Below are 13796 nucleotides of genomic sequence, written 5' to 3'. Positions count from 1 at the left end.
ACACTTTTTTCTTTTATTTCCGAGCGTGAGTACCTAAGACGCATGGCGTCAAAGGTAGTGCAAATCGAGTGGAATACAAAATAAATCACAATTTATTTTGCATTTCCGAGCAAGAGAAGTAAAAGACGGAAGGAGATAAAAAGCATGGCCGGATGATTGTATGTAGCGGTTTGATCTAAAACTTTTTCTCTCACACCACATGACAACCATCCGACATGCCGACTATCAACGTTCTCAAGTTTGAGACTTTTCGAACGTTTATACTATATTTTCTAACTGTATTATAGTGCAATACCGACCGACCAATAGACAAAACCGTGGTTCGGACTAAGTTCCGAACGTGAATTTACATAGCGGAAACCCACACCAAGGTTCAGGCCAATAGCCTTACTGTTCGCTGCATGAATATGGTGTATGGACAGGTCGTAATAGTTATTATTCCAATCAGGATGTCCCACAGGCCATGCCATTCTAAAGCGCACAGGAGTAAAACTTGTTCGTTTCTTATTCTGTTGGATGTCATAACCCACGCCAACACCCAAGGTATTGGTATTCATATAGGTTTTCACGCCATCCTTTCCCAAATGATGGCTCATTCTCTCATACGTGCCAAACAGCTCTACGCGCTTACATTTTAGTCCAAAGTTGAAGTCATAGCCATGCATGGACATACCTTTGTTGCGTATAGAGAACACATGGTCAACATCAAGTGTCAGAAGCAAAGAATCTGTATTTCCCGGTTTACATTGTGCATGTAAAGCATCGCCCAGAAACACAATAAAAAAAAGAATAAATGATAGCTTTTTCTTCATAACTCTTCAAATTTAATTTTTTATTAATATTGTTTGTGTTAGGAAATGTCCTTTTGGCTCGCAAAATTAAACAAGAAACTGGAAATACACAATAACCGACAATTAAAAAATCACACATTTTCTCATAGAAACAAAACATTTCGTCACTTCTCTCGCTGTTATATTAATAAAAAGGTGTAATTTTGCAAACAGGTTAATAACATACGAACGATGACAAACAATATACAGCAAATGACCGAAGAGGCAGTGGGACTGCTACAACAAATCATCAAAACACCATCGGTGAGCCGTGACGAGAAAGCCGTTGCCGACCTGATGGAACAGCAAATGAAGCTATGGGGACTGACTCCGAAACGTGTGGGCAACAACCTGATGCTTATCGGGAAACACGCTGAAGGCAAACCTACCCTACTGCTTAATGCACATATCGACACGGTGAAACCCGTCAGCACATGGACACGCGATCCGTTTACGCCAACCATCGAAGACGGACGCCTCTACGGACTGGGCGCTAACGACTGCGGCGGCGGACTTGTCAGTCTGCTTATGGTATATCGCGCACTCTGCAACGAAGACCTTGCCTACAATCTGGTTTATGTAGCCAGTGCAGAAGAGGAAGTGAGCGGCGCCAATGGATTTACGCTGATTCGCGAACAACTGCCACCTATTGATGTGGCTATCGTGGGCGAACCAACTGGCTTACAACCGGCTATTGCCGAGAAAGGACTGATGGTGATCGATGCCGTGGCACACGGAAAGAGCGGACACGCAGCACGCAACGAAGGCGAAAATGCGATTTACAAAGCTCTGGACGATATACAATGGCTGCGCAACCATGAGTTTGAAAAGGTCAGTCCACTACTTGGTCCGACCAAAGCCACGGTAACAATTATCGGCGCTGGCACTCAACACAACGTGATTCCAGACGAATGTAAATTCACCATCGATGTGCGCACCAACGAGTATTACCGAAACGAAGAACTCTGCCAATACCTACAGTCGCAGATGAAGAGCGAACTGAAAGCCCGTTCTTACCGGCTGTCATCCTCGTCGATTCCCACCGACCATCCCATAGTGAGCCGTTGTATCGCCATGGGCATGACACCTTTTGGATCACCAACCCTGAGCGATCAGGCTCTTATGCCCTTTGCTTCGCTGAAACTCGGACCGGGCGAATCGAGTCGCAGTCATAGTGCAGATGAATATATAGGTATCGACGAGATTGGCAATGCCATTGCCACCTACATGGAACTGTTGCAATCCATTCATTTGAAATAGGCGTCAATGTGATTTACGGCAATCAAACCGAGACAACAAAAAAACTCCCATTCCATCGGGTTTTACTTCGGCTTCAACCCTATTCGATTAGTATTTCAGACAGGCAAACCTCTTATAAATCATGCGCGCACACCTAACAATATACGCGCGCGTACGCACACGCGACGTTGCAAAATTTCGACCACTCGACCACCACAACGGCATAACACGCTATGCGTATGCAGCTTACGTGGGTGGTCGATTACGCTAACTCGGCGGTTTTCGACCACCATTCGACCACCAGACCCTCTGCCGTTGCCCTCATAAAAACAGTCCATCCGCATAGCCGACAATACATGATTTGTATATTCTGACGCCAGACAACATCCTTGTCTAACGTAGGACAGGACTATTGCATAATATTTGACACCACTTGTTTCCGATATTTGAAACAACTTGTTTCCAACGTTGAAAAGGCTCTTGTCTAACGTTTGACAACACTCTTATCTAACATTTGATAACACCTTTATCAAACGTTGGATAACACCCTTATCAAACGTTGGATAACACCCTTATCAAACGTTGGATAACACCTTTGTCAAACGTTGGATAATAACTTTGTCAGCCGTTTGAAAATGCCTGAAAATAATTTTTGTTTACTTCGTGTGAATATCCACGATAAGTATCGGGAAAAGCACGTGTGGTCGAAGTGTGGTCGAAAACACAGGGTTCTGACCAATCGACCACAGTCTAAAATACTATTTCATAGCAGTTTACGCCACATCTGTGGTCGTGTGGTCGAATTTTTTAGAAAACTAAAATTTATAGTAGCTTACCTCCGTTGCACTTTGGCAAACAACATCCCCCAATCAGCCAAACGACCTATTGGGGGATGTTATGTTCATCTATTGTGAGACCTCTACTATCTTCCGAGCCATGCTTCAGGATTGAGCTTAGCCGTTTCCTTACGCAATTGGAATTGCAGAATATTGTCTTGACCAATACGTCCAAGGGGTTGACGAGCAGTCACTTTCTGTCCACGGTGTACGTTGACCGATGACAAATTGCAATAAACAGAGATGTAACTGCCGTGACGCACCATGACGATGACCGTGCCTCCGAAGCTGAAGACACCACTCACTTCACCATCGAAGATGCTTCGTGCCTGTGCGCCAGCCTGACCTTGTATATTAATACCCTTATTGTCGAGGCGAACGTTGTTCAGTCCCTCTACATTATACTGACCGAAATGGCTGACGATGCGGTAGCCACCCGTGATAGGCATGGGCAGTCTGCCTCGGTTGCTCTCAAAGTTACCACTGATGCGCCGGTCGTCGCTGCTCATGGTATAGAGCACCTCATCCGATTTTTTCTTAGCTTCTGCCACCTCCTGTTTATGTCGTTTGGCATCTGCGGCAGCCTTACGCTCGGCAGCAATTCGAGCCTGTGATGCTTCGTGGGCTGCACGATCGGCAGCATCACGCGCTTTCTTATCGCGAGCCGCCTTGACTTCTGCACGTGCCTTGTCCTCAAGAGCTTTAGCCTCGGCAATGCGTCGCGCGTTTTCGCGTGCAGCCTCTTCGGCCTCCCGCTTCTTGCGAGCCAGTTCTGCATCACGCTTGCGTGCAGCTTCGGCAGCAGCCTTGCGCTTGGCCTCTGCGGCGGCTCTTGCCTTTTGTCTTGCCACTTCTTGGGCAATCAGTCTGTCAATCTGCGCATTGATAGCAGCATCCTTCTTGCGTTGTTGGTCAATGACCCGTTGGATGGTCTTCTGCTGTTTTTGCAACGAAGATACCACATTCTGCTGTTCGGCCTGCTTACCTTCCAGCGAACGTTTCTCACTCTCACCACGAGTCAACAGTTTGTGTTTTGCATCGCGAGCACCAGCCAGTTCGCTGCGCTTGGCAGCAACTTCAGCCTGTTTCACTTTCACATCTTCACCCTGCGAACGCTGATAGGAGGCATATTCCCTCATGAATCGCAAGCGTCGGTACATTTGCGAGAAACTGCTGGCACTAAAGATAAACATCATCTGGCTCTGTACAGATCGATTGCGGTGCATATAGCGCATCGACTTGACATAGCGTTGTTTACACAGTTCCAAATCCTTTTGCAAGGCATCGAGCTCCCGGTTCATTGTCTGTATTTCCACATCAATATTGGAGAGATCGCGACGTATAGTGTCGATGGTGCGACGCTTCGAGGCAATCTCGGTATTGATGATCATCAGATTCTGCAAACGTTGTTTCACATCGCGCTCGTTGCTACGCAGTCGTTGTTCCTGCAGTTTGATCTGTCGCTGAATATTCTTTCTTTGAGTCTGCAGACTCTGCACCGACTCTGGTTGGCGCGTTGTCTTACGTTTTGCCGCAGCATTTCCTGTTCGCTTCCGGGTAGATGTTGCTTTGCCCGACGCAGTTTTTTTGCGCTGGGCACTTGTGGTTGTAGTTCTTGCCTTAGGCTTTGCGGTACGTTTCTGCTGTGCCGGCACTACCACAAAGGCAAAGGCAAGAAGAGTGAGTATAATAATTCGCTTCATTCGCTATATTAGAGAGCCATAAAGCGGCGGAGGATTTGATCGACCGTCACCTCACGGTATTTGGCAGAAACCTCTGTTCTGGTTTCCCAGTTATCATCATTCGACAGATAGTTGAGCGTCATTCCAAACTTCACTTCCTTATCTGGAGTGCGGAATGTGATGGCGTGTGTATAGGGGAAGAGACGCTTGCTGGTCTGCTTGAAGTTGCTATAATCCCAGTTCAACGAGTAGTTGCCACGGATTCTGTCTTCATAGACAATATTAGCCATCTTCACCTGTGCACCCTCCTTATCAGCCAGCCAACGATAGCTGAGCTTATCTTTTGCAAAACTGATAACGGCATCGTCTCCATAGAGATCGGTAGTAAAGTTCTTCAGCATCTCATCGGTCATCGCAGTATTGCCCGGCTGGAAGAGTTCATTCCAGAAGAGAGCCTGCAGCGAATAGAAGTTGAGTCCGCTATTGCGCATGAAGTCCAACTGATTGTAGTTGGCTTTGAGATACTGCTTGTTGATACGGTCCATGATGAGGACATAGTCTTTGGTGAATTCCAGTCTGCCTGCCTCCACAAATCCAAAGGCTGTGAGTTGCAGACGGATCACATCATCGCGCTTCATCTTGAGGTTGCCGGTGAGGGTGAGATGCTGATTGCCCACCTCTACAGAGAACTTCACTTTAGATGTGATAAACTTGGCATACTGCGCATTGTCAGTAACCTTTTGCAGGAATTCCTGCTGTTGGGCGGTAGCCACTGGTGCCTTCGAGGCATTGTCCTTGACTGCTTTTTTCTGAGTTCCGCAGGATGCGAGGGCAAATGCCACTGCCAGTCCTGCAAGTTTCATCATGCTGGTTGCTTTCATTCTTTTACGTACTTCTTTAGTTTAATTTTACGTGCTATGATTTTTAAACGGTTATCTTCTGATCCGACTGTTTGTCGGGTTCGTTCCAAAGCTTGCTTCCAATACTCGACCGCCTGCTGCTTATTGCCTACATGATAATAGATGTCTCCGGCATGTTCCAACAATACTGCCGATGTGTCGGAATCGCATTGCAGGGTCTGGTCAATATAGATTTTGGCTTCGGTATAACGTTTCTGCCGAAAGAGAATCCATGCGTATGTATCGAGGAACGTCGCGTTTTTAGGTTCAGCCTTTACGGTTTTGAGCGACATTTGCTCGGCTTTATCGAGCTGCTGGCCGGTTTCTGAGAGATAATAGGCATAGTTATTGAGACATCCCACATTATCTTCTTTCCATTGCAGACAGGAGTCATAAGCCGCATAAGCCTCTTTGTCGAATCCCTTCTGATGGTAGATATCCCCCATGACAGCATAGAAATCGCTGACAATATCAGGATCGCTGTCCTGTGTGATTACTCCGATGCCATTCTGGAAGGCATTGAGCGCCTCGTCAAGTTTGTCTTGTTGATAGTAAGCCACACCCTGATAATAATAAAATGCCATTTCATCGGGATTGTAGAGGCGTGCCCCCTGACACAGGCTGACCACTCGCGGCATATCCTGATCTCGCCAGGCATAATCAACGAGTTGCAATCTTGCTGCTGCATTATCCGGTGTTTCTGCAATAACACGGTCGAGCACAACGGTAATCGTGTCGCGTGGCATATTCTTTAGCGTCATATAAGCGACACAAAGCATGGCAACATCAGCATCGAGAGGCTTTTGCTCAAGCATGCGGTCAAAGAGGTAGAGCACACGAGTGGAGTCACCGCCATTCTGTTCGCTCTCTGCAATTTCTTGTCTCATGAGCGACACCCTATCCTGCGAAGTAGCATTTTTACTGACCAGGACACGCTGCATCAGCGAGTCAACCACATCAGGGTCTCCATGTTTCTGCTCGTATTGCAACAGGGCAAGGAGTGTGAAACGGTTGTCGGGATCCTGTTCAAGGATTTCATCATAGATGTCGAGTCCTTTTTCTTCCTGCCCATTATTGATAAGCGCCTGTGCATAGAGTCCTCTGTAATTCAAATCATTAGGATACTGATTGGCAAGTTTCTGCATCTCACGGATGGCAGCTTTCTTATTGCCGAGTTGGGTATAGTATCCGCTTTTCTTCAATGAGAACTGTGGACTTCTGCCTTCCATCACCTCCAAGCGGTTGAGTGTTTGGATGGCAGATTTGTAATCTTGCTGGTCTTCATAAATAGACACCAGTGCGCCAAGCACATCCTCTCTATCGTGGTTAGCCTCATAGATACGGTTCAACACCTCGATGGCTTTGGGGTAATCCTGCTTGCTGAGATACAGATTGGCGAGTATTTCTTGATAGGTAGAAATATCGGGATCGAGCGAAGCAGCCTTTTCCACACAACGTTGTGCCTTGTCGTTTTCCTTCAAAGCATCATAGTATTGTGCCAGAAAATACCATGCTTCAGACTTGGTAGAGTCTATATCGACACAATGGCGCAACAGGTCGAAGGCCGCATCGTTGTTGCCTTTGACACGCTGGTTGATGGCTTCAAGGAAGAACGCATCGTATTTTCTCGATGTATCCTCATCGGTCTGTGCTGTTACAGCCGTGCAGACCAGAGCCACTACCAATAGAATGATTGTATATCTGCGTTTCATGTATCTTCTTTACACTAACATCTCGTCTGTTACTGCGCTACTAATTACTTCACGCCAGTATGACCATACCCGCCTTCGCCACGCTCGGTTTCATCGAGTGTTTCTACGAGCGAGAACTCCACTTGCTCATATCGTGCCACTACCAACTGGGCAATGCGCTCTCCGTCGTTGATGGTGAAGTCTTCCTGCGATAAGTTGATAAGCACCACACCAATCTCACCGCGATAGTCGGCATCGATAGTGCCAGGGGCATTAAGTACGGTCAAGCCATGCTTCAGCGCTAATCCGCTACGGGGTCTTACTTGTGCTTCATAACCCTCAGGCAATGCAATATGCAGTCCGGTGGGTATGAGCCGACGCTCCATAGGATGGAGCACAACAGGCTCTTCAAGGTTGGCACGGAGATCCATTCCCGCACTTTGCGATGTGGCGTATGTGGGCATAGGTTGGCGTCCACGATTGATAGCGTTAATTTTCAGCATTTGTTGGTTTATTTATATTAATGTGCAAATTTACAGAATTCCTATCAAACTGCCATCGTTTTTTGCAGAAAACTTTGTAGGTTTCATACTTTTTAGTAACTTTGCCATCATGGAATGGACTAAACTCATATCAAACAAACGCCTCGGACAGGAGCATCGCCACACCGAGCGCCACGACGACCGTACTGAATTTAAGCGTGATTACGACCGACTGATATTCTCGGCGCCCTTTCGACGACTGCAAAACAAGACGCAAGTATTTCCTCTGCCGGGTAGCGTCTTTGTTCACAATCGCCTTACCCACTCGCTGGAAGTGGCAAGTGTGGGAATGTCGTTGGGCAACGATGTGGCGCAAAGACTTATTGCCGAGAAGCGTCCCGAACTGAAAGATACACTTTTTGAACAGATTGGGCAGATTGTTTCAACGGCCTGTCTGGCACACGATTTGGGCAATCCGCCATTTGGTCATAGTGGCGAGAAAGCCATTCAAACCTTCTTTACCGAAGGCGAAGGACTGCAACTGAAACCGTTGGTAAGTGATGCATTTTGGGACGACATCACCCATTTCGAGGGTAATGCCAATGCTTTTCGCCTGTTGACCCATCAGTTTAAGGGGCGGCGCACAGGTGGTTTCGTCATGACTTACACCACGCTGGCAAGTATCGTAAAGTACCCTTATGCCTCATCGGCAGCTGGCAAGAAGGGCAAATTCGGCTTCTTTCAGTCAGAACAGGATTTCTACCAACGAATTGCCGATGAAATGGGGATAATTCGCTTATCTCACACAGAAGAGCCCTTGCGGTACGCACGCCATCCATTAGTCTATTTGGTAGAGGCAGCCGATGACATCTGCTATGAAGTCATGGATATTGAGGATGCTCACAAACTGAAGATTCTATCATACGAAGAGACCGAGCGCTTACTGCTCAACTTCTTCGACGAAGCCACCCAGGCGAAGATTCGCCAACGCATCGACGACGAGGCATTGCAGGACACCAACGAAAAGATTGTGTATTTGCGTGCTTGCGTGATAGGAAAGTTAGAAAACGAATGTGCCAACGCATTTGTCGAAAACGAAGAAAACATTCTCAACGGTACGTTTACCGGCTGTTTGATAGACCACATCCATCCCACTCAAAAAGAGGCCTACCGCCGATGTGCTGAACTTTCAAAGGTGCGCATCTATCGCAGCCGACCGGTTCTTGAGGTGGAGCTTTCGGGTTATAAGATTATGGAAACGCTCATGAAACAAATGACCGAAGCCGTCATGCATCCCGAGCGTTACTATTCACAACAGCTCATCAGTAGGGTATCCAGCCAATACGATATTCAGGCCGACAACCTTGAAACACGCATCATGGCGGTTATCGACTATATTGCAGGAATGACCGATGTTTATGCACTCGACGTTTATCAGAAGATCAACGGTATTTCACTACCTATCGTATAAGCCAAACTTGATTGACGCATCGGGAGTGGGCTAAAGCAATCAGCTCCTTTCTCGATTAGACCTTTGAGCCAAAACAGCAAAAAACATCGGTTCCATCGCAATTCTCCCACCATCATTCAAGGATATTTGCAATGGAACCGATTATCTGAAAATCCATAGAAGGCGCTCCTTATTCTCCTTGGGGTGTCTTCTCTTTATAGATAACATTATTAGCGCCGCTTGTAATCTTCAAAGCCTCAGGATGCGACTGAACAAACGAGTCGATATGGCGCTGACGCTTCTCTTCAAGTATTTCGTCAACGGCTATAAGGATTCCCGTTTCCTCCACATCGCCAAAACCATAATTGATGGCTGTGCCAAAGAGTTTCATGGTGGGCGACAAACTCATATAAGCATTAACCAATGGGGGAATATTATAGCCCAACTTTCTAATCTCCCGATTGAGGATACGATAGTCATCTTTAAAGTCCTTGCCAGAGAAGAGCGTCTCAAATTCGCGCACGTCAGACTCCAATTGCAGCGGTTTCATCGGGATAATGAGATGTTCTTTATCGTCGAAATGCTTTTTCAAGAAATAGAGAATCATGTCGCGTCCCTTACGGATATAAGAGGGGTACATGGTCATTTTTCCGAAATAGTAGCGTATATTAGGACGAATAACCGTGAGTGCGCCAAGTCCATCCCACAGGTTATCGAGTGCGAAGAGACTCTTGGCGCCCATGCGAGACGACTGATAAGGAAGCGAGACAAACGACCGACCGAGTTCTACGGTCTGGGGTGCATAGTCTTTGATAAACTTTTCAGAGAAATGGAACATGTGACTGGTGGCAAGAATAGGTTGTCCCTTGTCATCATATTCCCAGTCAGTACCCAGCAAATAACGGTAACCTCCGATAATCTCTTCCGCCTCCGGATTCCACACGATGAGCTGTTTGTAGCATCGCTCGCACGTATCAAACTCGTCGATATCGACTTCCTTGCCAGTTCCTCCGCCAGCCTCGCGGAAAGCAATCTCTCGCAGTCGCCCGATCTCCTGCATCACGTTGGGTGCATTGTGTGCGGTAATGACATAGATTTCATTGTTGCTCTTGTTGGTCATGCGAAGGCGCTTGTCGGGCGTCAGTTCGCTTTTGAGCACTTCCTTGTCAATGGGTTGAATAATTGGCTGTTCCATTTGCTTATCTGTCTGTTAGCTATAAGTTGTTCTTCTGTTGGTTTATAGACTATACACGATATCTTGCACATATTGTGCCCATTCCATCGGTGTTTTCGATTTATCAAAGGTTTGCCAGGGAATAGGCTTGCCTATTTTTATTTCGAAGTTTTTGCCTACGTTCTTATACATTTCATCTACAAGGAAAAGCATGGCAAGGTTAAACTTCAGATGTTTGTCGCTAAAATTAGCCAAACGATAGAAGAAATCAGAATTTTGCCCACTGAAATGGATGGGCACAATATCGCGCTGATACTCCACACTCTTGACAATAAAAGTCTTGCTCCATGCCACATCGCGAATCACGCCGTTTCGGCGACGTGAACAAATGCCTGCAGGATACATCAGCATGTGGTTGTCGCTTTCAAAGCCAGCTTTCACCATTGCCGGGAAGTTACGGCCTTGTTTACCTGTTTTGTTGATAGGAATGCAAAGCGGAGCCAGTCCTGGAAGATTCATCAGCAGGTCATTGACGAGATAACGGAATCGACTGTCGTAATGACGACCGATAATGGCGCCGAGCGCTACACCATCTTCTCCGCCCAACGGATGGTTGGAGACAAAGGTATAGAGGCGGCCGTCGTTGGGATCGGGAAGATTCTCTTTGCCCACGATCTTGATGGTCATTTGCAGATATTCGACACAAGCTTCGAGCCATTCGGTACCTGTTTTATGGCGGCTTTCCCACAGGAATGCGTTGACGCGATCCTGATGCACAATACGTTTCAGCCACGATACCAATGGGCGGGGCACCCATTTGGATTTGGCACCCAACTTATTCTTGAGTATCTGGTCAATATCAATCGTTTTCTCTGTTATCTGATTCATTTCTCTCTTACATACATACTAATCAGATGCAAAATTAAGAAATTAGTTTGAGAAACAGCACATTTTTTCACGAAAAACTTTTAATCTTCGTGTTTTTGTAATCACATTGGGCGTTTTTGCAACACTACACAAATAGCAAACAGCATAAAATAACCACAAAAACGAGCAAGAAACTGTCTGCCTTACTCGGTTATCAACCAACTTTTTGATTTGTTCTGCATCGACAAGTTTCCCATTTCCTTCCCATCATTCTCCCTTCACTTTCGCATAATCAACCGCAAGTTTTGGGACTTACTTGGGACTTTCATCGGACTTCCATCGGACTCAGTTGAGAATTTCATCGAAAGAATACAAGACTTTCATCTGACTCTGTTTTGAGTTGCCCACATGCTCCTGCGGGCGACTTCATCCCGAAGGCATCCCGAACATATCCCGAAGACAAAGGGTTTGATGAAGTTCGTCAAAATGCAAGTTGAAGTTTCGCTTGCGAGAGCTTAACGCCAAGACTTCAAAAACACAATACGCTTTACTGTAAAACCGAACCTCAATATTACGAAAAACGCTCCACCGGAATATCACTTACAAGCATTTACGGATAAACCTATATATCAGGAACTTACACTCTAAAAACATCATACCTACAAAAATAATCATAAAAAAAGTGGGGAAATGTGGGGAAATATGGAGGATTTTGTTTAATTTTGCAAGCGAGAATTAAAATCATATTATAAATAAGTACGCATGCGTTTTTTAGGTAATATAGAAGCAAAGGCTGACGCCAAGGGGCGTGCATTCCTGCCTGCAACATTCAGAAAAGTATTGCAGACTGGGGGTGAAGAGCGTCTTGTGCTAAGAAAAGACGTGTTTCAGACCTGCCTCGTGCTCTATCCCGAATCTGTATGGAACGAGCAAATGGACAGCATGCGCCAACGACTGAACCGCTGGAACAAGACCCAACAGCAAGTGTTTCGACAGTTTGTGAGCGACGTAGAACTTGTCAGCCTCGACGGAAACGGTCGTTTTCTCATACCCAAACGCTTCCAACGGATGGCTAATATCGAACAAGAAATCCGATTCATCGGCATGGGCGACACCATCGAAATATGGAGCAATAACGAGGCAGAACAGCAGAAAATGAGTGCCGAAGACTTCGGAAACGCACTCGAAGAACTGATGACAGACAACGATAAACTCTAAACCGGCATGGCAAAAACGGCAGAAACATACCACGTACCTGTGCTCCTCAACGAGAGCATCAACGGACTTGACATCAAGCCCGACGGCATCTATGTAGATGTGACATTCGGCGGAGGTGGACATTCGCGCGAAATACTGCGTCATCTCGGTCCCAATGGACATCTCTACAGCTTCGACCAAGATGCCGATGCAGAGCAAAACATCGTGAATGACGACCGTTTCACCTTTGTCAGAAGCAACTTCCGCTACCTCTGCAACTGGATGCGTTACTATGGCATCGACCATATCGACGGGCTGTTGGCTGATCTTGGCGTATCAAGCCACCACTTCGACGACGAGACCAGGGGCTTTTCCTTCCGATTCGATGCACCATTGGATATGAGAATGAACAAACGCGCAGGTACAACTGCAGCCGATATTCTCAACAACTATGCAGAAAGTCAGTTGGCAGACATCTTCTACCTCTACGGAGAAATGAAGAGTGCACGACGCATCGCCGCCGCCATCGTCAAGGCAAGAGCCACCCACCCCATCGTCACAACAAGCGACCTGACCACCGTCATCGAACCGCTAATGCGCTCCGAGCGGGAGAAAAAAGACATGGCGAGACTCTATCAGGCACTTCGCATCGAAGTCAACCATGAGATGGACGCCCTGCGCGACATGTTGCTGGGAGCAACCCGAATGTTGGGAAAAGGCGGAAGACTGAGCGTCATCACCTACCACTCATTAGAAGACCGACTCGTGAAAAACGTGATGAAAGCCGGTAATGTGGAAGGAAAAATAGAACAAGACTTCTTCGGACGCATCACCAGCCCATTTCGGTTGGTCAACAACAAGGTCATCACACCCTGCGACGAAGAACTTAAAAACAATCCCAGAAGCCGTAGCGCAAAACTGAGAATAGCAGAGAAAACAGAATAACACCACAAGAAAATGACAAATAAAGATTCAGACATCATTCTCGACGAGAATAAGGAAACCACAGAAGACGCCGCCGTCAGTAAAAAGCAGATGCGCGCCGAAAAGGCAGAACAGCAGCTGCAAGAGACGCTGAAGAAGATACAGGAGACGGCACAGGACAGCGATACCCATCCCGGACAACAGCTCAGCATGAAGAGCGTATTGGGTGGCGACTTCCTGACGGCAGACTTTGTGCGCGCTCAAGTCGGACTGATTCTCCTCGTGGTGGCATTCACACTCGTCTATATCGCATTCCGCTATCAATATCAGCAAGACATGGTAACCATACGAAAACTGGAGATTCAGCTCAAGGATGCTAAAAACAAAGCATTGGCAGCATCGAGCACGCTCACCGAAAAATGCCGTGAGAGCCATGTACTCGAAACACTTCAACAAAACAAGGACTCGGTATTACACATAGCCGACCAGCCACCATATATTATACAAGTGCCCGAAAACTAAACC

12 protein-coding genes are annotated in these 13796 nt (G+C 46.7%); 5 read left to right on the top strand and 7 right to left on the bottom strand.

Going from position 1 to position 13796, the window contains the following annotated elements:
- Window positions 1–281 precede the first annotated feature (281 nt).
- Window positions 282–812, bottom strand: coding sequence for a hypothetical protein (locus CIK96_RS04055; protein WP_094439795.1), 531 nt, complete (start codon window positions 810–812; stop codon window positions 282–284).
- Window positions 813–1022: 210 nt separating this feature from the next.
- Between CIK96_RS04055 and CIK96_RS04050 the strand changes: the two genes are divergently transcribed.
- A complete protein-coding gene (locus CIK96_RS04050) occupies window positions 1023–2090 on the top strand; it encodes a M20 family metallo-hydrolase (RefSeq protein ID WP_094439793.1) in 1068 nt (355 codons plus the stop codon).
- Window positions 2091–2991: 901 nt separating this feature from the next.
- Here the strand turns inward: CIK96_RS04050 and CIK96_RS04045 are convergent.
- The 4 genes from CIK96_RS04045 to dut are packed head-to-tail and all read right to left on the bottom strand — an operon-like array spanning window position 2992 to window position 7680.
- A complete protein-coding gene (locus CIK96_RS04045) occupies window positions 2992–4608 on the bottom strand; it encodes a murein hydrolase activator EnvC (RefSeq protein ID WP_094439791.1) in 1617 nt (538 codons plus the stop codon).
- A gap of 8 nt (window positions 4609–4616) precedes the next feature.
- A complete protein-coding gene (locus CIK96_RS04040) occupies window positions 4617–5468 on the bottom strand; it encodes a DUF4292 domain-containing protein (protein WP_094434635.1) in 852 nt (283 codons plus the stop codon).
- Window positions 5465–7198 (bottom strand): tetratricopeptide repeat protein, encoded by a 1734-nt coding sequence (locus tag CIK96_RS04035; RefSeq protein WP_094439789.1) that lies wholly within the window; start codon window positions 7196–7198, stop codon window positions 5465–5467. Before CIK96_RS04035 ends, CIK96_RS04040 begins: the two co-directional genes overlap by 4 nt.
- Window positions 7199–7242: 44 nt before the next feature.
- Window positions 7243–7680 (bottom strand): dUTP diphosphatase, encoded by a 438-nt coding sequence (gene dut, locus CIK96_RS04030; protein ID WP_094391750.1) that lies wholly within the window; start codon window positions 7678–7680, stop codon window positions 7243–7245.
- 109 nt (window positions 7681–7789) lie between these two features.
- On the opposite strand from dut, the gene CIK96_RS04025 reads away from it, so the two are divergent.
- Window positions 7790–9130 carry a deoxyguanosinetriphosphate triphosphohydrolase gene (locus CIK96_RS04025; RefSeq protein WP_094439833.1) on the top strand — a complete coding sequence of 447 codons (1341 nt, stop codon included), beginning with the start codon at window positions 7790–7792 and terminating at the stop codon, window positions 9128–9130.
- A 169-nt stretch (window positions 9131–9299) separates the two neighbouring features.
- Here the strand turns inward: CIK96_RS04025 and CIK96_RS04020 are convergent, their stop codons facing one another.
- Complete coding sequence (locus CIK96_RS04020) at window positions 9300–10304, bottom strand: GNAT family N-acetyltransferase (RefSeq protein ID WP_094391749.1); 1005 nt, start codon at window positions 10302–10304, stop codon at window positions 9300–9302.
- 42 nt (window positions 10305–10346) lie between these two features.
- Window positions 10347–11171 carry a glycerol acyltransferase gene (locus CIK96_RS04015; protein ID WP_094391748.1) on the bottom strand — a complete coding sequence of 275 codons (825 nt, stop codon included), beginning with the start codon at window positions 11169–11171 and terminating at the stop codon, window positions 10347–10349.
- A gap of 741 nt (window positions 11172–11912) precedes the next feature.
- Here CIK96_RS04015 and mraZ point away from each other — a divergent pair.
- Genes mraZ through CIK96_RS04000 form a run of 3 tightly spaced genes read left to right on the top strand, consistent with a single transcriptional unit; the run spans window position 11913 to window position 13793 of the window.
- The gene (mraZ, locus tag CIK96_RS04010; protein WP_094439787.1) at window positions 11913–12368 is read left to right on the top strand and encodes a division/cell wall cluster transcriptional repressor MraZ; all 456 of its coding nucleotides are present in this window, start codon (window positions 11913–11915) and stop codon (window positions 12366–12368) included.
- 6 nt (window positions 12369–12374) lie between these two features.
- Window positions 12375–13292, top strand: a complete 918-nt coding sequence (rsmH, locus tag CIK96_RS04005; RefSeq protein ID WP_094439785.1) for a 16S rRNA (cytosine(1402)-N(4))-methyltransferase RsmH — start codon at window positions 12375–12377, stop codon at window positions 13290–13292.
- 12 nt (window positions 13293–13304) lie between these two features.
- Entirely contained in the window at window positions 13305–13793 is a 489-nt protein-coding gene (locus CIK96_RS04000; protein WP_254046324.1) for an FtsL-like putative cell division protein, read from the top strand.
- Window positions 13794–13796 lie beyond the last annotated feature (3 nt).

Source organism: Prevotella sp. P4-98 (genome assembly GCF_002251405.1).
In the GTDB taxonomy this organism is placed as follows: Bacteria; Bacteroidota; Bacteroidia; order Bacteroidales; family Bacteroidaceae; genus Prevotella.
Note: the sequence above shows the minus strand (reverse complement) of the source record. Positions and strands in the feature narration are given on the sequence as shown.